16 protein-coding genes are annotated in these 18,524 nt (G+C 57.5%); 6 read left to right on the forward strand and 10 right to left on the reverse strand.

The window, feature by feature from the left end; all coding sequences use genetic code 11:
• Positions 1–40: 40 nt before the first annotated feature.
• From ERD84_RS12930 to alr, 7 genes are all read right to left on the reverse strand, one after another.
• Positions 41–1,141: a polyamine ABC transporter substrate-binding protein gene (locus tag ERD84_RS12930; RefSeq protein ID WP_130040090.1), complete on the reverse strand. Its 1,101-nt coding sequence runs from the start codon at positions 1,139–1,141 to the stop codon at positions 41–43.
• A 109-nt stretch (positions 1,142–1,250) separates the two neighbouring features.
• On the reverse strand, positions 1,251–1,970 hold the full coding sequence (locus ERD84_RS12935; protein ID WP_130040091.1) for a 3-deoxy-D-manno-octulosonic acid kinase: 720 nt from the start codon (positions 1,968–1,970) through the stop codon (positions 1,251–1,253).
• Entirely contained in the window at positions 1,967–4,468 is a 2,502-nt protein-coding gene (locus ERD84_RS12940) for an ABC transporter permease (RefSeq protein ID WP_130040092.1), read from the reverse strand. The genes ERD84_RS12935 and ERD84_RS12940 overlap by 4 nt, the downstream gene beginning before the upstream one ends.
• Before the next feature lie 5 nt (positions 4,469–4,473).
• Entirely contained in the window at positions 4,474–5,253 is a 780-nt protein-coding gene (locus ERD84_RS12945) for a sulfite exporter TauE/SafE family protein (protein ID WP_167667470.1), read from the reverse strand.
• A gap of 6 nt (positions 5,254–5,259) precedes the next feature.
• Entirely contained in the window at positions 5,260–6,621 is a 1,362-nt protein-coding gene (gene radA / locus ERD84_RS12950) for a DNA repair protein RadA (RefSeq protein ID WP_130040093.1), read from the reverse strand.
• Between the two features lie 26 nt (positions 6,622–6,647).
• On the reverse strand, positions 6,648–7,364 hold the full coding sequence (locus ERD84_RS12955; protein ID WP_130040094.1) for an SDR family oxidoreductase: 717 nt from the start codon (positions 7,362–7,364) through the stop codon (positions 6,648–6,650).
• A 100-nt stretch (positions 7,365–7,464) separates the two neighbouring features.
• Positions 7,465–8,595 carry an alanine racemase gene (gene alr, locus ERD84_RS12960; RefSeq protein WP_130040095.1) on the reverse strand — a complete coding sequence of 377 codons (1,131 nt, stop codon included), beginning with the start codon at positions 8,593–8,595 and terminating at the stop codon, positions 7,465–7,467.
• A gap of 88 nt (positions 8,596–8,683) precedes the next feature.
• On the opposite strand from alr, the gene hpnC reads away from it, so the two are divergent.
• The 3 genes from hpnC to hpnE are packed head-to-tail and all read left to right on the forward strand — an operon-like array spanning position 8,684 to position 11,837.
• Entirely contained in the window at positions 8,684–9,556 is an 873-nt protein-coding gene (gene hpnC, locus ERD84_RS12965; RefSeq protein WP_130040096.1) for a squalene synthase HpnC, read from the forward strand.
• 44 nt (positions 9,557–9,600) lie between these two features.
• Positions 9,601–10,464: a presqualene diphosphate synthase HpnD gene (gene hpnD / locus ERD84_RS12970; protein ID WP_130040097.1), complete on the forward strand. Its 864-nt coding sequence runs from the start codon at positions 9,601–9,603 to the stop codon at positions 10,462–10,464.
• On the forward strand, positions 10,461–11,837 hold the full coding sequence (hpnE, locus tag ERD84_RS12975) for a hydroxysqualene dehydroxylase HpnE (RefSeq protein WP_130040098.1): 1,377 nt from the start codon (positions 10,461–10,463) through the stop codon (positions 11,835–11,837). The genes hpnD and hpnE overlap by 4 nt, the downstream gene beginning before the upstream one ends.
• 8 nt (positions 11,838–11,845) lie before the next feature.
• Here hpnE and thrC read toward each other — a convergent pair whose 3' ends face one another.
• Genes thrC through alaC form a run of 3 tightly spaced genes read right to left on the reverse strand, consistent with a single transcriptional unit; the run spans position 11,846 to position 15,740 of the window.
• Positions 11,846–13,255 carry a threonine synthase gene (gene thrC, locus ERD84_RS12980; protein WP_130040099.1) on the reverse strand — a complete coding sequence of 470 codons (1,410 nt, stop codon included), beginning with the start codon at positions 13,253–13,255 and terminating at the stop codon, positions 11,846–11,848.
• Positions 13,252–14,556 (reverse strand): homoserine dehydrogenase, encoded by a 1,305-nt coding sequence (locus ERD84_RS12985; RefSeq protein ID WP_130040100.1) that lies wholly within the window; start codon positions 14,554–14,556, stop codon positions 13,252–13,254. The genes thrC and ERD84_RS12985 overlap by 4 nt, the downstream gene beginning before the upstream one ends.
• The gene (alaC, locus tag ERD84_RS12990) at positions 14,553–15,740 is read right to left on the reverse strand and encodes an alanine transaminase (protein ID WP_130040101.1); all 1,188 of its coding nucleotides are present in this window, start codon (positions 15,738–15,740) and stop codon (positions 14,553–14,555) included. Before alaC ends, ERD84_RS12985 begins: the two co-directional genes overlap by 4 nt.
• A 178-nt stretch (positions 15,741–15,918) precedes the next feature.
• Here alaC and ERD84_RS12995 point away from each other — a divergent pair, with 178 nt between their 5' ends.
• From ERD84_RS12995 to ERD84_RS13005, 3 genes are read left to right on the forward strand one after another with little or no spacing between them, the layout of a single operon-like run.
• Positions 15,919–16,368 (forward strand): Mth938-like domain-containing protein, encoded by a 450-nt coding sequence (locus ERD84_RS12995; protein WP_130040102.1) that lies wholly within the window; start codon positions 15,919–15,921, stop codon positions 16,366–16,368.
• Positions 16,365–16,832: a peroxiredoxin gene (locus tag ERD84_RS13000; RefSeq protein WP_130040103.1), complete on the forward strand. Its 468-nt coding sequence runs from the start codon at positions 16,365–16,367 to the stop codon at positions 16,830–16,832. The genes ERD84_RS12995 and ERD84_RS13000 overlap by 4 nt, the downstream gene beginning before the upstream one ends.
• Before the next feature lie 54 nt (positions 16,833–16,886).
• Complete coding sequence (locus tag ERD84_RS13005) at positions 16,887–18,521, forward strand: PhoH family protein (RefSeq protein ID WP_130040104.1); 1,635 nt, start codon at positions 16,887–16,889, stop codon at positions 18,519–18,521.
• Positions 18,522–18,524 lie beyond the last annotated feature (3 nt).

Consider the following 18,524-nt stretch of genomic DNA (forward strand, 5'->3'; position numbering starts at 1 on the left):
GGGCCTCCTTGAACAGTATTGACAGGTACGTAGCCAGGCCCTAGCGCCCTGACTTGAGCTCAGCCCACAGACTGGTTTGCAAGCGCAAGATCGGTAAAGGCTGCGGCTGGATGACATACAGAGTCTTGGAGACTTCGGGCGGCGGGTAGATCATAGGATCGTCAGCCACCTCTTGCACGACGTACTTGCGCGCCTCTTTGTTGGCATTGGGATAAAACATGGTATTGGTGATGGCGGCATGCACCTGTGGCGTTTCGATATAGTTGATGAAGTCATGCGCTTCGTCAACGTTGGCCGCGCCCTTGGGTATGGCCATGGTATCGAACCAGACAGGAGCACCTCCGTCGGGAATGACATAGTCGATTTTGTAATTTTTACCCGCCTCGCGCGCACGATGGGCAGCGATCATGACATCGCCAGAAAAACCATACACCATGCACAGGTCACCCGCGGCCAGTTCATCGATGTAACCCGATGAGCTGAACTGCCTGATATAAGGACGGATGGTTTTCAGCAATGCCAGGGCTTGCTTGTAATCTTCGGGCTCGCTGCTGTTGGGGTCTTTGCCCAGATAATGCAGGACGGCAGGAAAGACTTGGGCCGCTTCATCCAATACGGAAATACCACAAGCTTTGAGCTTTTCTGCGTTTTCAGGCTTGAACAGCATGTCCCAGCTATTGAGCGGTGCTTCCTCGCCCAGGATTTCATGCACTTTGGTCACGTTATAGCCTAGCCCATTGGTGCCATAGCCCCAGGGCACCAGGTACTCATTGCCGGGATCCACCGTTGCCACGATGTCCATGATGTCCTGATCCAGATACTTCCAGTTGGGTATCTTGGACTTGTCCAGCTTTTGGAACAGCCCTCCTTTGATTTGGCGGGCCGCATAGTGCGTGGAAGGCACGACGACGTCGTAACCCGACTTACCGGTCAAGAGCTTGGCTTGCAAGATATCATTGCTGTCGAAAACGTCGTAGCGTGCCTTGATGCCGGTTGCCTGTTCAAAACCCGAGATCGTATCTGGCGCAGTGTATTCTGCCCAGTTGTAGACATTGACGACTCGCTCCTGGCTCCAGGCCGACGTCATGGTGGCCGCCAGGGCAGCACCCAGAATCCAAGTTTTCGCTGTGATGAACGTCATGACAAGCTTCCCCAGAAAATACAAAAAAGCCAAAAGGCGTGATCATAAAGCTTTTTCCGGCTGATGTGCTGTTTGTCCGATTCGCTGACGACGCCAAGCAGACTGAACACTAGACGTGGCCTTGGTCGGCTGCAAGCCGCCAATAGATTCGGTCCAGCTCATCCCACCAGGGCAACGCTTGCGGGCCTGCCACCTTCAGCAGCGAACGACGCAAGCGCTGCAAGTTGTCTTGCCGCAGCTTGCGATGCAAGCGCTGCCTGCGACCCTTGTCGAAATCAATCAGCCAGGCCTTGCCCTGCACGTCCAGCAGAATATTGTAGGCATTGAGGTCTGCATGCCATACACCGATTTCGTGCATGGCAAAAATGGCAGCGGCCACGGCAGCGGCGTCGGAAGATGGCCATTGCACCGCCAGAGGCTTGACCCCATCGATACGTTCGACCAGGATAGCGGCGCGATAAGCCAGTCCTTTACGCCAATAGGCCGCGGCCAGGGGCCGGGGAACAGGCAAACCCTCAGCATGCATAAAGCCCAGCAACTCGAACTCGGCAAAAGACCGTGTGGAAGAGGCACCCGTCCAGATATAGGAATTACGGCTCAATCGGGCGATCAGGCCCCCACGCCGGTAATGACGCAAGACACCCCGACCAAACTTCCCCTGGACAAACCAGGCAGCTTGCCGCCCCCCTTGCTCCACGGAAACGGCGTTCAACTCATACGAGGCCGGGTCAAACAGGGCTGAGCCGGGGTCGGACACCATGGCCGCATCGAAACGCATGGCGCCATCGGGCGGCAGCGAGAGATCTTGTGGTCGGATGGGAGTCGTCATGCCAGCTCCCGCAAAGAAACCAGCGGCGGCGTCTTCAAGACGCCGGCCAGTGCGAATTTTCCACCTACGAGTGCAGTCAATGCCCCCGCCAGCACACCGGCAAGCCATGGCCACAAGGACAGATCCAGGGAAAACTCAAACACCTGCCTAGCCAGCAACCAGGCTATTGCCACGGCGGCAAAAGCCGCCAGCAAACCCGCGAGGCCGCCAAGCACCAGTAATTCTAGCCGCAAGGCGTCGGCCAGCTGCCGACCGCTCGCCCCTAATGCCCTGAGCACAGCTACCTCGTGCATGCGCTCATCGCGCGTGGAAAACAGCGCCGCCCCCAGAACCAACCCCCCCGCCGCAACGGTAAACAGAAACAACAGTTGTACCGCCTGAATCACTTGATCGAGCACATGCTGAATTTGCCCCAGTATGGAACCGACGTCGAATACGGTCAGATTGGGAAACTCCTTGATCAAGTTCTGAACAAAGGGCTGCATGGTGGGCGCCACATACAAGGAAGTGATAAAGGTGGTTGGCGCATCGGCCAGCGCTGCGGGACTCATCATGGCAAAAAAATTGGCCTGGAAGGAATCCCAGTCCACCTCGCGCAGACTGCTTACCCGGACCTTAATGGGACGACCCGCGACATCAAAGGTGAGGCTGTCGTTCAACTTGATGCCCAGTGTTTCGGCCAGACCTGTTTCAAGAGACACCTCAAGGCTGTCCGTGTGCAGCCAGCGCCCCGCGATGATGACATTGCTCGATGGCATCGTCTCGGCATACGAAAGGTTGAACTCCCGGTCAGCCATGCGTTTGGCGCGCGGATTATCGTAGTTACTGCTATCGACCGCTTGTTGATTGATGGCCAACAAACGCCCCCGCACCATGGGTGACATCACGACGGTCTCGACACCCGCCGACCTCAAACGCTGCGCAACAGCTTCACGCTGATCGGGCTGAATGTTGATCAGAAAAGTATTGGGCGCATCGGCCGGCAGCGTGCGCTGCCAGCCCTGCAGCAAATCAGTTCTGGTAATGGCCAGCAACAATAATATGGTCAGACCCATGGATAAGGAACATAGCTGGGCCACTGTCAGGTTTTTGCGACGTGCCATACCCGCTAGCGCAAAGCGCAGTGCCGGATGCCCCATACTGCGTTGACGAAACAAACCCAGCACGCCAACCAAGGCATAAGCCAGACCGATAAAAACCAATAGCGCCAAAGCAAAACCACCTGCGACCACCGTGCTGAGCCAAATGTCTCCGGACATCCAGACGATCAACAGGAAAAAGGCGGCTCCACCCAACAAATAGGCCGGCCAGTGGCGGGCGACCGAGCCCGTTTCCCGCCGTAGTACCCGAGCCGGTGCAACCTTGCGCAAGGCCGCCAGCGGTGGCAACGCAAAACCCAGTAACAACAGGAAACCGGTAGCTATGCCTTGCAAGGCTGGTCGTAGGCTGATAGGCGGCAAAGCCGTTTGCAGCCAGGCATCGACAACAGAAACCAGGCCAAGATGAACGGCGTAACCGGCCGCACAACCCAGCAAGGAGGCGCCCACGGCCAATAAAAGAAACTCCACCCAAAGCATCCAGCCCAACTGCACCTTGCTGGCACCCAGGCAGCGCAATACGGCGATGCCATCCTGGTGCCTCAAACCAAAACGGCGCGCGGCCAAAGCAATGGCCACGGCGGCTATCATGACCGTCAGCAAGGCCACAAGCATCAGGAACTGATGAGCTCGTGCCAAAGCGCGCTGAACCTCGGGCCGGTTGGTTTCCAGCGTGCTTAGCCTTTGTCCACGCTGCATGTTTTGTTCCAGCCAGCGCTGGTAATCGGCGACGGATTCGATATCTCCTGCGACCAACAGGTGATAGCTGATCCGGCTGCCGGGCGCCACCAGGCCGGTCTCCGGAAGGTCTTCAAGATTCATCATCACGCGCGGCGCCACATTCACGAACTGCATGCCGCGATCCGGCTCGTAAGCGATAACACGCACAATCTTCAGGGCGCTGTCGCCCACCTGCAAGTCATCGCCCACCGTCATACCCAGCAGACCAAGTACCTGAGGATCAACCCAAACCGTGCCCGGCTCGGGAGCCTGGGCCACATCGACGGCAGGTCCGCCCGGCATCTCGGCAAGACGCAATGCGCCACGCAAGGGATAAGTGGGAGACACTGCCTTGAGCGAAACCAGTTGGGCCCGATCACCACCACTGGCCATAGATGGAAACTGCAAGGTCTGGGCGGTGCTCAAGGCGTGATCGCTGGCCTGGGTAATGAAGTCTGCGGGGATGGGTTCATCGGCACGCAGGGCAAGATCGCCTCCCAGCATCTGGGCTGAATCACGCTCAAGCGCACGCCCTACCCGATCAGCCAGAAAGCCAACGCTGGTGACTGCGGCAACGGCGATCAACAAGGCGAGCAGCAGCAGGCGCAGCTCACCTGAGCGCCAGTCGCGCCTCAAGGCCTTGACCCCCAGTCGCATATATGAAACCAGTCCAGAATGCATTCGAATCAGGCCTTTATAAGCAACAAAATCATGATAACAAGAAGCAAGCAGGCAAAAATGAGCTTGAGCCTGGGCTCAGGCAATGCATAGGCCAGCTTCACACCGTATGGCACCATGAAAATACTGCCCAGCGCCAGGGGCAGCCCAATCAGCCAGTCGGCCTGGCCATGCGCCGTGTAAGTCAGCAACGCAACCGTAGTGCCGGGTATGATCATGGTCAGTGCAAGCGCCTGTGCCCCAGTCTGCGACAAGCGAAACACCGTCGTCAATACGGGTACGGCCATGACCGAGCCGCCCACACCAAAAAAACCACCGATCAGGCCTGCGCCCACGCCTACCAGGGCAAACCAGCCTTTATGGAACTCCTGGGTACTGCGCCTTGCTGGTAATCGGCTACCTGCCCGCGTTCCACGCAAGCTCTGGTACATGTAGAACACGGCGATGAACAATACAAACATGGCATAGATGCGTCGCATCAGGTGCGGATCCATGCCCAGGGCCAGGCGCGCACCGAGCCAGGTAAAGGCGATTGCCGCCAAAGCACCCGCAGCCGCCGCGCCTAAATCAATTTTGGCATTCTGGTTGTACTTGCGCACAGTGACCAGAACGGCGGGCAACACCATGACCAAAGCCGTACCCTGCGCCTCTTGCTGATCCATACCGGCAACCAGGCCCAGCAAAGGTATGGCCAGCAAGCCGCCACCTATACCAAGGATTCCACCCACATAGCCGATTAATGCTCCCGTCAGCAAGCAGATTGGCACTACGACATACCATTCCAACATTGTCTCCTAGGACGCTTCGCGCACACGCGCGATGGCCGCATCTACACGATCCACCGCCCAGATATCCAACCCTTCAATAGCCTGCTTGGGCGCATTCGCCTTGGGAATGAGCGCGACACTGAAACCCAGCTTGGCCGCCTCACGCAGCCGTTCCTGGCCTCGTGGAGCCGGTCGAATTTCTCCGGCCAAACCCACTTCACCAAACACGACCAGCCCCTTGGGCAAGGGCTTGTTTCCCAGAGAAGACATAATGGCCAGCAAGACGGCCAGATCGGCTGCAGGCTCGGTAATTTTGACTCCGCCCACGGCATTGACAAAGACATCCTGATCGAAGGTGACTACACCCGCATGCCGATGCAACACTGCCAGCAGCATAGCCAGCCGCGTGCCTTCAAGCCCCACCGACAGGCGTCGCGGATTGGGCACATGCGCGGTATCGACCAGAGCCTGGATCTCGACCAGCAGGGGGCGTGTTCCTTCTTGCGTCGCCATGACACAGGAACCGGGAACGTTCTGTTCATGCTGCGATAAAAACAGTGCGGAAGGATTGGCCACACCGCGCAAACCTCGGTCGGTCATGGCAAAGACACCCAACTCATTGACGGCGCCAAAGCGATTCTTGAACGCCCTGATCAGACGGAACGACGAGTGGGTATCGCCTTCGAAATACAGGACGGTGTCTACGATATGCTCCAGCACCCGCGGCCCGGCCAGCGTGCCGTCTTTGGTGACATGCCCAATCAGAACAATGGTAATGCCCGTCTGCTTGGCCAGCCGTGTAAGCTGGGCGGCGCACTCGCGCACCTGGGACACCGAACCGGGCGCCGCGCTAAGCTCGCTGGAATAAAGCGTTTGAATAGAGTCAATGACTGCGACACTAGGCTGTTGCTCGGCCAGCGCAGCCATGACGGCTTCGAGGCGAATTTCCGCCAGCAGATCGACCTCTCCGGTTACCAGCTCCAGCCGCCTGGCACGCAAGGCCACCTGCTCGGCTGACTCTTCGCCCGTCACATACAGCACCTTGACCGCCCGGGACAGGGAAACCAGGGCCTGCAAGAGCAAAGTCGACTTGCCTATGCCCGGGTCGCCGCCGATCAGAACGACTGCGCCCGACACCAGACCACCACCCAGCACGCGGTCGAACTCGGCAATGCCTGATGGTTGACGGGGAAGCTCGCGCGCTTCGATTTCAGCCAAGCTGCGTACCGGGCTGGCACCCGCCAAGGGGGCAAAGCGGTGTGCGGGCACACCGGAATCGCGCGATTCCTGAAGCGTATTCCAGGATCCGCAATGCGGGCATTTGCCTTCCCACTTGGGACAGCTTCCACCGCACTCACTACACACAAACAAGGTTTTTGATTTGGCCATCGAAAGAGTTTAACCGGCCGTAGCGCTTACCGGCCTGCCAGGCTGCCCCCACCATCGACACCCAGTACCTGACCAGTGATATAGCCGGCATCGTCGCCCAGCAAAAAAGTGACGGCTGCTGCCACATCGGCGGGTGAACCGAGACGTCCCAGGGGAATCGAAGCAAGCGCTTTCTTTTCGGACTCGCTACCCTCGGGGTGTCCCGCACGAAACAACTCGGTTTCGATCGGCCCTGGCGACACTGCATTGACGGTAATGCCGTAGGGTGCCAGCTCGAGTGCCCAAGTGCGGGTACAGCCTATCAAGGCGCTTTTTGCGGCCGAGTAACTGGTGCGATTGATGCCGCCCTGTGTTACACGGCTGCAAATATTGACGATGCGCCCTTCTTTGCGGGCCTTCATGGAGGGGATGAAGGTCTGGGTCACCTGGACCGCCACCCTCACATTGACGTCCAGAACTTGATAGAGCGACGCCAGGTCAACCTCGCCCAGGGGCTCGGGTTTGACCAGACCGACGTTGTTCACCACTGCATCAATGGGGTATTTTTCGCGTATGACACGCAAAATCTCTTCGGTTGCACCTGCATCGTTCAGGTCGCAGGAATACAAGTAGCCAGGAAAATCAATATCTTGCGTATTGCGGGCCAGACCCACGACATGACAGCCCAAGTCGGCCAGCCTCTGACTGATGGCCCAGCCTATGCCTTTGGTGGCCCCGGTGACCAAGATGCATTTATTCTTCACGCGTTCTCCTTTTGAGCGGGCGGCCACATGCCGCGTGCACCCGATGATGGAAGGGTTTACGGATTAAACCGTCGGTAAGGACTAGCCGTCAATGAGACATTCACGCCACAGTGGCTCTGGATACACGGGGCGCCACGGCGCACAGCAGCTCATAGCCTATGGTTCCAGCAGCCTGGGCAACCTCATCGACGGAAGGGCCACCATCGCCCCACAATACAACGGAGCTGCCCACCCTGGCCTGAGGCACGGAAGTAAGGTCCACAGCAAGCATATCCATGGATACTCGCCCCACTAGCCGGGTACGGACGCCATCCACGCATATTGGCGTGCCCGTACCTGCATGTCGGGGATAGCCGTCGGCGTAGCCGCAAGCAACTATGCCGATACGCATGGCATCGCTTGCCGTAAAAACGTGGCCATAACCCACACCCGCACCCCGAGGAATGTCGCGTACGCTGATGAGCTGTGCAGCCAGTGTCATGGCCGGACGCAAGCCCAATGCATCGGGCAGCCTATCTTCAAAGGGCGAACTGCCGTACAGACAAATGCCAGGCCTGACCCATTGTTCGCCATCGCATGTCACGTTGGTCCACAAGCCTGGGGTCAGGCTGGCTGCAGAGTTGCAGACACTGGACGGGCCAGGCAAGCTCTGCGTCAGCCGGTTGAACACTTGCAATTGCTCCGCGGTAGTGACGGGATCATCATCGGCACGGGCAAAATGGCTCATTTTTCCAGCCGACGCCAGAATACCTTGCTGTTGCAGTTGCCGCGCATGGCGGTACGCATCTGGAAAGGCCTGTTCTGAGAACCCCAGACGATTCATGCCCACGTTAAGCTTGACAAAGGCATCAAGCGGCCGTGCGAGCCTTGCCTGATCCAACATGTCGAGTTGCTCCTGACAGTGCAGGGAAATCGTCAGGCGGTATTCATCCAACACAGCAATATCAGCCGGCTCGAAGAAGCCTTCAAGCAGCAAGATCGGCTTGGTCCAACCCAACTGGCGACAACGTACGGCCTCGTCCAGGTCCAGCATGGCCAAGCCATCGGCCTGGGCGAATCCATGTACGGCCTGTTCTATTCCGTGCCCATAGGCATTAGCCTTGATGACCGCCCAAATATTGGGTCGAACAGACTTGGCGGCATTACAGGATTGCTGCAAACCGTTAGCGACACGTTGCAGATTATGGCTCAAGGACGACACGGAAATCGTCGCTGAAATCGGACGCGGCATGACTACTCCCAAAGAATAGGCAAGTCTAAACCACTTGACCGCACCGCGCGAGGTTATATGGCTGCACCGTGCCTTATACTCATCGCCTATGGCCGTGGATCATTACGAAAATTTCCCTGTTGCATCGCTGCTGCTGCCGCGGCGACTGCGTATACCCGTGCAGAATATATATCGCTATGCCCGCAATGCTGACGACATCGCCGACGAAGGCACGGCCACGTCTGCCCAGCGCCTCGAGCAACTCGGGCTATATCGCGACGCCTTGCAGCGCATTGCGGACGGCAAGCTGAACCTGGAGCCGACCGATCCCCGGCTGGCAGTATTCGAACCACTGGCGCAAACCATAGGGCAGCACACCTTGCCCATGGCGCCTTTCTTCGATCTGCTGTCTGCCTTCGAGCAGGATGTGGACACCACGCGTTATGCCTGCGACGCTGATCTGTTCGATTATTGCCGCCGGTCAGCCAATCCAGTGGGTACGCTGATGCTGCACCTGTATGACAAAGCCACTGCCGACAACCTGGCATTTTCAGACGCCATCTGCACAGGCCTGCAACTGACCAACTTCTGGCAGGATATTGCCATTGACTGGCAAAAAAATCGCATTTATCTGCCACAAGACAAGCTGAAGCGCCATGGGGTCGCTGAGGACTTCATTGCCGGGCAGACCCGGCTGAGCCTGCTGGGCGGCAAACAGACAGAAAGCAGCTTCCGTCCGTCACCTGAAGGCTGGCAGACGCTTATGAGCGAGCAGGTGGCTCAGGCTCGTGAACTACTGATATCCGGCCTGCCGCTGACCCACCGTCTCGGAGGCCGTATAGGCTTTGAATTAAAGCTCGTCGTGCATGGGGGTTTGCGTATCCTTGAACGTCTGGAGCAATTACACTACGACATGTTCTTTCAACGACCCACGCTTACCAAAAGCGATTGGGCTTTGCTCCTGTGGCGTGCGCTGGGTTGACTGGCCACGCCCGAATCCCAGACACGCCTTACCTGAAGTACACGATGAGTCCTGACGAATACTGCCAGAACAAGGCCGCCAAAAGCGGCTCCAGCTTCTATTACGCCTTTCTGTTCCTGCCGCCCGAGCGCCGCAAGGCTATCACGGCGCTCTACGCTTTTTGCCGCGAAGTCGACGACGTGGTCGACGAATGCACAGATCCGTCCGTAGCCCGCATGAAATTGGCCTGGTGGCGCAGCCAAATCGAAGGCATGTATGCCGGCAAAGCCGAGCACCCGGTCACTCAGGCTCTCGAACCTCATGTACATGCCTATGATCTGAGCGCAGACCGCCTGTACGCTATTGTCGACGGCATGGAAATGGATCTGGACCAGACTCGCTATTCTGATTGGGCGGGCCTGAAAAAATACTGCTGGCACGCCGCCGGCGTAGTGGGTGAACTTTCGGCCAGCATTTTTGGTTATACGCAGCCTGAAACCCTGGTCTATGCCGAAAAGCTTGGCCTGGCTTTTCAACTGACCAACATCATCAGGGATGTCGGCGACGACGCCCGACGCGGCCGAATCTACCTGCCAGTGGAAGACATGCAAAAGTTCAACGTGACGGCAGCCGAAATTATCGACGGACACCATTCCGACCGATTTGTCGACCTGATGCGCTTTCAGACGGAACGCGCCAGACAATGCTATCGCGAGGCGGTGCAGGCGCTGCCAGAAGCCGACCGGCGTGCACAACGGCCAGGACTGATGATGGCGGCCATTTACCACGCCCTGCTCCGCGAAATAGAACTCGATAACTGGCAGGTGCTCGATCAGCGCATTTCGCTGACTCCCATACGCAAGTTCGGACTGGCCTGGAAAGTATGGGTAGGCGGTGGGCGAGGCTTGATCAAACGCCTGAGCCAATGAAGGTAGCGGTCATAGGCGCCGGCTGGGCTGGGCTGACCGCTGCCTGGACGCTGCACCGACTGGGCCATGCCGTTGCGCTCTTCGAGGCTGCCCGTGATTTGGGTGGCCGTGCACGCAGGGTGCGGTCGCGCTCACTGAAATTAACCATAGACAACGGACAGCACATCCTGTTGGGTGCCTACACCGAAACCCAGGCGCTCATGCGTGAGCTGGGGCTGGATCCCAACCGTCTGTTTCATCGCGAACGCCTGACTCTGCAAAGCGCCGACGGGACATTCAAGCTGCGCACCCTACCGTTGCCCGCCCCCTTGCATTTGCTGGCAGGCGTACTCACAGCAAGTGGCTTGAACATAAAAGAGCGCCTGGGTCTGATCACGCTTGTCGCCAGATTGCGTGGGCAGGACTGGACACCCGCCGCAGGACTGAGCGTCCTGGAATGGCTGGAACAAGGCAGGCAATCGCCTCACGCCATATGCAGCTTCTGGCAACCACTATGCCTGGCTGCCCTTAACACACCCATAGCAGAGGCCTGCGCCTTATTGTTCGCTCATGTGTTGCGAGATAGCCTGGGTGGCACTAAAACGGCCACTGACGTATTGATACCGAGGGTCGATTTATCGCAGCTATGGCCTGACGAGCTGGCACGCCAACTGGGCGAGCAGAACGGCAGCGAAACAGCGCTACATCTTGCCCACACCGTCCGGCACCTGCGTGCGTGCCCAAACGGTGTCACTATAGATGGCAACGGATTTGATGCAGTGATTGTGGCAGGCAATACGCCCTCTACCCTCAGGCTGCTGAAACAGCTGGACACCGCAAACGACAGCCAGCCTTACCTGGACATGCTGTCGACATTCAGCTTTTTGCCTATTGCAACGCTTACCCTGCAACTGGAACAACCCTGGCAGCTGCCGCATCCCATGATGCTGTTGCGCGACAACCCCCGTCAGCTGCAGTTTGGCCAATGGCTGTTTGACCGCAGCGCATACCCTCAGCTTCAGCAGGACGAAGCCTCTCTTGTGGAAGCGGCCAATGCCACTCGCCTGCTGCATATTGTCATCAGCGATGCCACAGCATTGCAAGCACATCCACAAAGCGATGTCGTCAACGCCATTATCCGTCAAGTACAGACGCAAACAAGGCGGTTCGGCGCCATGCCCCGCGTTACCGGCCACGACCTGATTATTGAAAAACGTGCCACGTTTGCGGCCAGGCCTGGCCTGGCCAGGCCTGGCGTCGCCACGCCCTGGCCGCGCGTGTGGGTGGCTGGCGACTGGACCGACACCGGCTACCCGGGTGTACTGGAGGGAGCCATACGCAGCGGCCGTGCCGCTGCACGGTCACTGCACCTGAGCCTGGTACAGCCCACATAAAGCCCGTATCAGGCAGGCGCGTGCCGGCTGATGTAATCCCGAACCAGCTCGACCTGACAATCGAGTACCACAACACGCTGCGGCAACGATGCCAGGTTCTGCAAATGAGCGGGAACGGGTGCGGGCTTGCCGGTGGCTGCCTCGATGGTTTCGCTGAATTTGGCGGGCAATGCCGTTTCGAGCACGATCATGGGAATGCCTGGTTCGACATAGTTTGCCGCTACCTTGACGCCGTCGGCAGTATGCGGATCTATCAGAACGCCGGTTTCTTGCTGGACACTTCGTATGGTATTTAGGCGATCGGCATGCGTGCTGACACCCGCCACAAAGCCGTAGCGGGTTTCGAACTCGGGTAATTTGTCACTCAAGTCGAACTGACCGGAAACGGCCAGTTCGTTCCAGCATGCCCGTACCTTGTCGGCATCACCGCCCAGCAGGTCGAACACAAAGCGCTCGAAGTTGGAGGCACGGGAGATGTCCATGGACGGGCTGGTAGTGGCATGAGTTTCCGATGCCGGGCGTGGGCGATAAATGCCCGTACGGAAGAACTCTTCCAGCACATTATTTTCGTTGGTGGCCAGAACCAGGCGGCGCACCGGCAAACCCATGCGGCGAGCAATATGGCCAGCCAGGATATTGCCGAAATTGCCTGATGGCACGGCAAAAGAAACTTGTTGACCAGAGGCAGTGGTAGCGCGGAGCCAGCCCCAGAAATAATACACAACCTGCGCAGCAATACGCGCCCAGTTGATGGAGTTGACTGCACCCAGGCTATGTTTGGCCTTGAAGTCCAGATCGCCCGCCAATGCCTTGACAATGTCCTGACACTCATCGAACACGCCTTTAAGGGCAATATTGTGAATATTCGGATCTTGCAAGGAGTACATTTGCGCCCGCTGGAAGTCGCTCATGCGGCCATGAGGAGAAAGCATGAACACCGATACGCCACGCTTGCCTCTAAGGGCGTGCTCGGCCGCCGACCCCGTATCACCGGAGGTAGCGCCCAATATATTCAGCGTGGCCTGGCGTTTGTCCAGTACATACTCAAATACCTGGCCCAGAAACTGCATGGCCATATCTTTAAACGCAAGCGTTGGCCCTTCCGACAAGCCCAACAAACTCATTCCTTTATTGAGTGGCTTGAGTGGCACAATTTGCTCGCTGCCAAACACGTCGGCACTATAGGCGGCATGGGTGAGGCGTGCAAGGTCAGCTCTTGGGATGTCGTCGATGAACAAGGCCAGAATTTCGGTGGCCAGCTCAGCGTAATTCAGTTTGCGCCAGGCCTCGAGTGTGTCTGCGCTAATTGCAGGCAGGCTTTCCGGCAGGGCCAGCCCGCCATCGGGCGCCAGACCCTCCAGCAAGATATCCGAAAATGGCTGGGGCGCCATACCGCCACGGGTAGACAAATATTTCATAGCAGGTTCTCCACACGCAGACGAGTCACCTTGGTGTGCACAAAGGACAGCGCATGAATTTTGTCCAATGCTGTATCGACTGAACCTTCACGTGCTTGATGCAACAGAAAAATGATGTCGGCTTCGGTTTCACCATGTGGCTGCTGGAACATGGAGCCGATGGAAATATCCGTTTCGGACAGAATACTGGCAATATCAGCCAATACGCCTGGGCGGTCCTGTACACGCATACGCAAGTAATAGGAAGATGTCACTTCGGACACGGGCAGTATGGGGGTATCGTCCATGGCATCGGGCTGGAAGGCCAGATGCGGCACTCGATGCCCTGGATCAGCAGACTCCAGCCGCGTCACATCAATCAGATCAGCCACGACAGCGGACGCCGTGGGCAGCTCTCCCGCGCCCTGACCGTAATACATGGTCGGACCAACGACATCGCCGCTGACCAGCACCGCATTCATGGCGCCTTCAACATTGGCCAGCAGACATGACATAGGCACCAAAGTAGGATGTACGCGCAGCTCTATGCCCTTGTCGCAGCGGCGTGTAATGCCAAGCAGCTTGATGCGGTAGCCCAACCTTTCGGCATGGGCGATATCTTCGGCGGCCAACTGCGATATGCCCTCGATGTGGGCCTTGTCGAACTGAACAGGTATGCCAAACGCCAGTGAGGCCAGTAAAGTCAGCTTATGAGCGGCATCAACGCCTTCGATGTCGAAAGTGGGATCTGCTTCGGCATAGCCCAGGCGCTGCGCCTCGGCCAGCACCTGATCGAACGGCAGCCCTTGAGAACGCATTTCCGACAAGATGAAATTAGTCGTACCGTTGATGATGCCCGCCAGCCACTGGATGCGGTTGGCGGTCAGGCCTTCGCGTATGGCCTTGATGATAGGGATGCCCCCTGCCACGGCCGCCTCGAAGGTCACCATGACGCCCTGCGCATGGGCTGCGGCAAAGATCTCGTTGCCGTGCTTGGCGAGCAGCGCCTTGTTGGCTGTAACAACGTGCTTGCCCTGGGCAATGGCCTCCATGATCAAATCGCGCGCCAGGGTATCGCCACCAATGAGCTCGACCACGATATCGATATCGGGGTGCCGCACGACATCAAAGCCATCTTGCGTAAGCATCACCGAATCGCCGACCAGGCGTTTTGCCTTGTCAAGATCGCGCACCGCCGCAGCGGTGACTTCGATATGCCGGCCCGCCCTACGGGCGATTTCCTCGGCGTTACGCGTCAACACCTTCCAGGTACCGCCTCCGACCACACCCAGACCCAGCAAACCTACTTTTATAGGACTCATTTACCTAATCCGTCCTTACGGAACATCTCTTTAATGCCTCGTACCGCCTGGCGGGTACGTTGCTCGTTTTCAATCAGCGCAAAGCGCACGTAGCCATCGCCGTATTCGCCAAAGCCTATGCCAGGCGAAACGGCCACTTTGGCATCCGCCAGCACCCGTTTGGCAAATTCGAGCGAGCCCAGACTTTCGTAGAACTCGGGAATCTTGGCCCAGATGTACATCGACGCCTTCGGAATATCGACCATCCAGCCGGCTTCGTGCAGCCCTTTGCAGAGCACATCCCGACGGTTGCGGTATTGCTCGACAACCTGGGCCACACAATCTTGAGGTCCTTCGAGCGCGGCAATGGAAGCCACCTGTATGGGCGTGAATGTGCCGTAGTCGTGATAGCTTTTGATGCGGGCCAGGGCATTGACCAACTCCTGATTGCCCACCATAAAGCCTATGCGCCATCCTGCCATATTGTAGCTTTTGCTCATGGTAAAGAACTCGACCGCCACATCGCGCGCGCCTTCGACCTGCATGATGGATGGCGCCTGGTAGCCATCAAAGGTGATATCGGCGTAGGCCAGATCGTGCACAACCAGAATATTGTGTTCTTTGGCCAGGGCAATGATGCGCTCGAAGAAAGCCAGATCGACGCATTGTGCGGTGGGGTTGCTGGGAAAACCCAGTATCATCATTTTGGGCTTGGGGATGCTTTCCCGTACGGCCCGTTCGATTTCCTCGAAGAAGTCCAGCCCCGGGGTCATGGGCACTGAACGAATATTCGCGCCGGCGATGACCGCACCATAGATGTGAATGGGATAGCTGGGATTGGGCACCAATACAGTGTCGCCGCGATCGAGCGTGGCCAGCATCAGATGGGCGAGCCCCTCTTTTGAGCCTATGGTGACAATGGCTTCGGAATCAGAATCGATCGGCACGCCATAGCGGCGCTCGTACCAACCTGAAATAGCCTTGCGCAAGCGCGGGATACCTTTGGACACCGAGTAGCCGTGCGTGTCGGGCCGCTGGGCGGCCTCGACCAGTTTGTCCACAATATGCTTGGGCGTTGGCCCGTCGGGATTTCCCATGGACATGTCGATAATGTCTTCGCCCCGCCGGCGCGCTGCCATTTTCAATTCACTGGTAATGTTGAATACATAAGGTGGCAGACGTTCTATACGAGGAAAATTCGTCATGATGATCCAGGGCGTGGAATGAAAAGAGGGGTTTATTTAAGGGTGCAATGCAACAAAATCATCTGCCGGCACCTTCCGGCAAGATAGCTGACAAGTGTAATCCATCCTAAAAAAACTGGAAAACGCCTTGTACCAAGATGGCTTTGCGCTATGATCAAGATGATTTTCGGAGTTTTCTGTGCAATTACAAAGCGAATCCAATCCCGCGCTCAATACCGTCACGGCCTACGGACACGACTACGTTGAAATCAACGAGGTCAGCTATACGCATCCCGTCTATTTTGCGCCTGAAGGCGAAATACACCCCTGGCACGTGACCACCGCCGCCGACATCTCCGCCGGCAGCTTGCGCGAGATCGCCGGGCTCAGCAATGCCAAGGTCGATCCCATGGCTTTTCTCGATGATGCTGCTGTGCCGCAAAAACCCGCCGATGCACCCGAGGTCGTACTGATAGGCACCGGACTCAGGCAGCACTTGCTGCCCAGCCATGTCACACAAGCCTTGCTCAGTGTCGGCATCGGAGTCGAAGCCATGAGCACACAAGCGGCTGCCCGCACCTACAATATCCTGATGTCCGAGGGCCGGCGTGTCGTCGTCGCCCTGCTACCTTACGAGGAGGCTGCATGAGCCAGATTGCCGTAGGCAAACCTATTCCCGACTTTACTGCCACCAGCACACAGGGCGAAATCAGCCTGAAGGGTTTGCTGGGGCATCGCACCGTGTTGTATTTCTACCCCAAAGACAGCACACCGGGCTGCACAACCCAAGCACAAGGTTTCCGCGACAACTACCAGGCCTTTGTCGATGCAGGCTGCCAAATCGTCGGCGTCTCGCGCGATTCACTCAAGTCCCATAACAATTTCACCGACAAGCAAACACTGCCCTTCCCCCTGATCACCGACCAGGATGAAGCCTTGTGCGAGCTATTCGGCGTCATGAAAATGAAAAACATGTACGGTAAACAGGTACGGGGTATTGAACGCAGTACGTTCCTGATCGATGCCGGCGGCGTCCTGCTGCGTGAATGGCGTGGCCTGCGGGTACCGGGCCATGTCGACGAAGTTTTGCAGACCGTTCGCGACCAGGAATAAACACTGCGGCAAGCCCATTTGCCTATTTTTGAATGCCACAGGAGCACACACTATATGCCGCTACCCAAGTTGCCGACCCGCATGGGCGCCATGGTTTCCGTCTCTTCCGACGTCGCCGTACCAGAAGCGCCTGAAATCAAGACTCCGGCAACTCGTCCCGACAAGCCCGCTGCCAAGCGTCAGATTCCCGCCAAGACCAGTACCAAAGCCCTGACGCCTCCGGTAGCCGAGCCACCGGTCCTGTCTGTCGTGGCCACACGTACCGAAAAAAAGACCCGACTGCCGGTCTCCAAGCGCAAGCTGTTCGTACTGGATACCAATGTCTTGCTGCACGACTCCAACTCTTTATTCAAGTTTGAAGAACACGACATCTTCCTGCCCATGATGGTGCTCGAAGAGCTCGATCATCAAAAAAAGGGTATGTCTGAAGTCGCACGCAATGCACGTCAGGTCAGCCGGTTCCTCGATGGTCTGGTCGGCGGCGCAAACAAGCTGGACAAGGGGATTTTGCTCGATGCGCTGGGCAACCAGGAAGCGCTGGGTAACCTGCACTTCCAGACATCGGCCATGCACTCCAAGCTGCCTATCGAATTGCCGCTGGGCAAAGCCGACAACGCCATTCTGAATGTGGTCCACGCACTGCAGCTGGCTCACCCCAAACGTGAAGTCATTTTGGTGTCTAAGGACATCAATATGCGGCTCAAGGCTTTATCGCTCAGCCTGCCTGCCGAAGATTACCTGAACGACCATGTACTGGACGACTCCGACCTACTGTACGACGGTGTCATGCCTCTGCCGGAAAACTTCTGGCTCAAGCACGGCAAAGATGTCGAATCCTGGCAGCAAGGTGGCACCACTTACTACCGCGTCAAGGGCCCTCTGTGCTCTGAGTTCATTGTCAATGAGTTCGTGTATTTCGACGGCGAAATGCCCCTGCAGGCGCAGGTCAAGGAAGTCAGCGGACGCAGTGCGGTGCTGGCCACTCTGCGCGACTATAGCCATGGCAAGAATAATGTGTGGGGCATTACCGCCCGCAATCGCGAGCAGAACTTCGCCCTGAACCTTCTCATGAATCCCGATTGCGACTTCGTGTCACTACTCGGTCAGGCCGGGACCGGAAAAACCTTGCTGGCTCTGGCCAGCGCCCTGACCCAAACGCTGGAAACCAAGCGTTATAACGAAATCATCATCACCCGTGCCACCGTACCGGTGGGCGATGACATCGGTTTTCTGCCAGGCACGGAAGAAGAAAAAATGTTGCCATGGATGGGGGCACTCGAGGACAACCTGGAAGTCCTGCACCTGGGCGCAGGCAATAACGAGATGGGTGGAACCGGTGGCCAGGACTGGTCCAAGAACTCGACCATGGAACTGATACGTTCACGCATCAAGGTCAAGTCACTCAACTTTATGCGAGGACGAACCTTTCTGAACAAGTTCCTGATCATAGACGAGGCACAAAATCTGACGCCCAAACAAATGAAGACACTGGTTACACGGGCTGGCCCGGGCACCAAAATCGTTTGCCTGGGCAATATTGCCCAGATCGACACGCCTTACCTGACCGAGGGTAGCTCGGGGCTTACCTATGTGGTGGACCGGTTCAAGGGCTGGCCGCATTCCGGCCACATCACCCTGCAACGAGGCGAGCGCTCCAGGCTTGCCGATTACGCCAGCGAGGCGCTCTAACAT

It is taken from the genome of Pollutimonas harenae, from assembly GCF_004153685.1.
Lineage (GTDB): Bacteria > Pseudomonadota > Gammaproteobacteria > Burkholderiales > Burkholderiaceae_B > Pusillimonas_C > Pusillimonas_C harenae.

Coding starts and splice junctions, on each gene's coding strand:
- ERD84_RS12935 (WP_130040091.1), bottom strand. CDS start 1,970: ATGACGACTCCCATCCGACCACAAGATCTCTCGCTGCCGCCCGATGGC.
- ERD84_RS12930 (WP_130040090.1), bottom strand. CDS start 1,141: ATGACGTTCATCACAGCGAAAACTTGGATTCTGGGTGCTGCCCTGGCG.
- ERD84_RS12985 (WP_130040100.1), bottom strand. CDS start 14,556: ATGAGTCCTATAAAAGTAGGTTTGCTGGGTCTGGGTGTGGTCGGAGGC.
- hpnC (WP_130040096.1), top strand. CDS start 8,684: ATGGCCGTGGATCATTACGAAAATTTCCCTGTTGCATCGCTGCTGCTG.
- ERD84_RS13005 (WP_130040104.1), top strand. CDS start 16,887: ATGCCGCTACCCAAGTTGCCGACCCGCATGGGCGCCATGGTTTCCGTC.
- radA (WP_130040093.1), bottom strand. CDS start 6,621: ATGGCCAAATCAAAAACCTTGTTTGTGTGTAGTGAGTGCGGTGGAAGC.
- hpnD (WP_130040097.1), top strand. CDS start 9,601: ATGAGTCCTGACGAATACTGCCAGAACAAGGCCGCCAAAAGCGGCTCC.
- thrC (WP_130040099.1), bottom strand. CDS start 13,255: ATGAAATATTTGTCTACCCGTGGCGGTATGGCGCCCCAGCCATTTTCG.
- hpnE (WP_130040098.1), top strand. CDS start 10,461: ATGAAGGTAGCGGTCATAGGCGCCGGCTGGGCTGGGCTGACCGCTGCC.
- alr (WP_130040095.1), bottom strand. CDS start 8,595: ATGCCGCGTCCGATTTCAGCGACGATTTCCGTGTCGTCCTTGAGCCAT.
- alaC (WP_130040101.1), bottom strand. CDS start 15,740: ATGACGAATTTTCCTCGTATAGAACGTCTGCCACCTTATGTATTCAAC.
- ERD84_RS12940 (WP_130040092.1), bottom strand. CDS start 4,468: ATGCATTCTGGACTGGTTTCATATATGCGACTGGGGGTCAAGGCCTTG.
- ERD84_RS12945 (WP_167667470.1), bottom strand. CDS start 5,253: ATGTTGGAATGGTATGTCGTAGTGCCAATCTGCTTGCTGACGGGAGCA.
- ERD84_RS13000 (WP_130040103.1), top strand. CDS start 16,365: ATGAGCCAGATTGCCGTAGGCAAACCTATTCCCGACTTTACTGCCACC.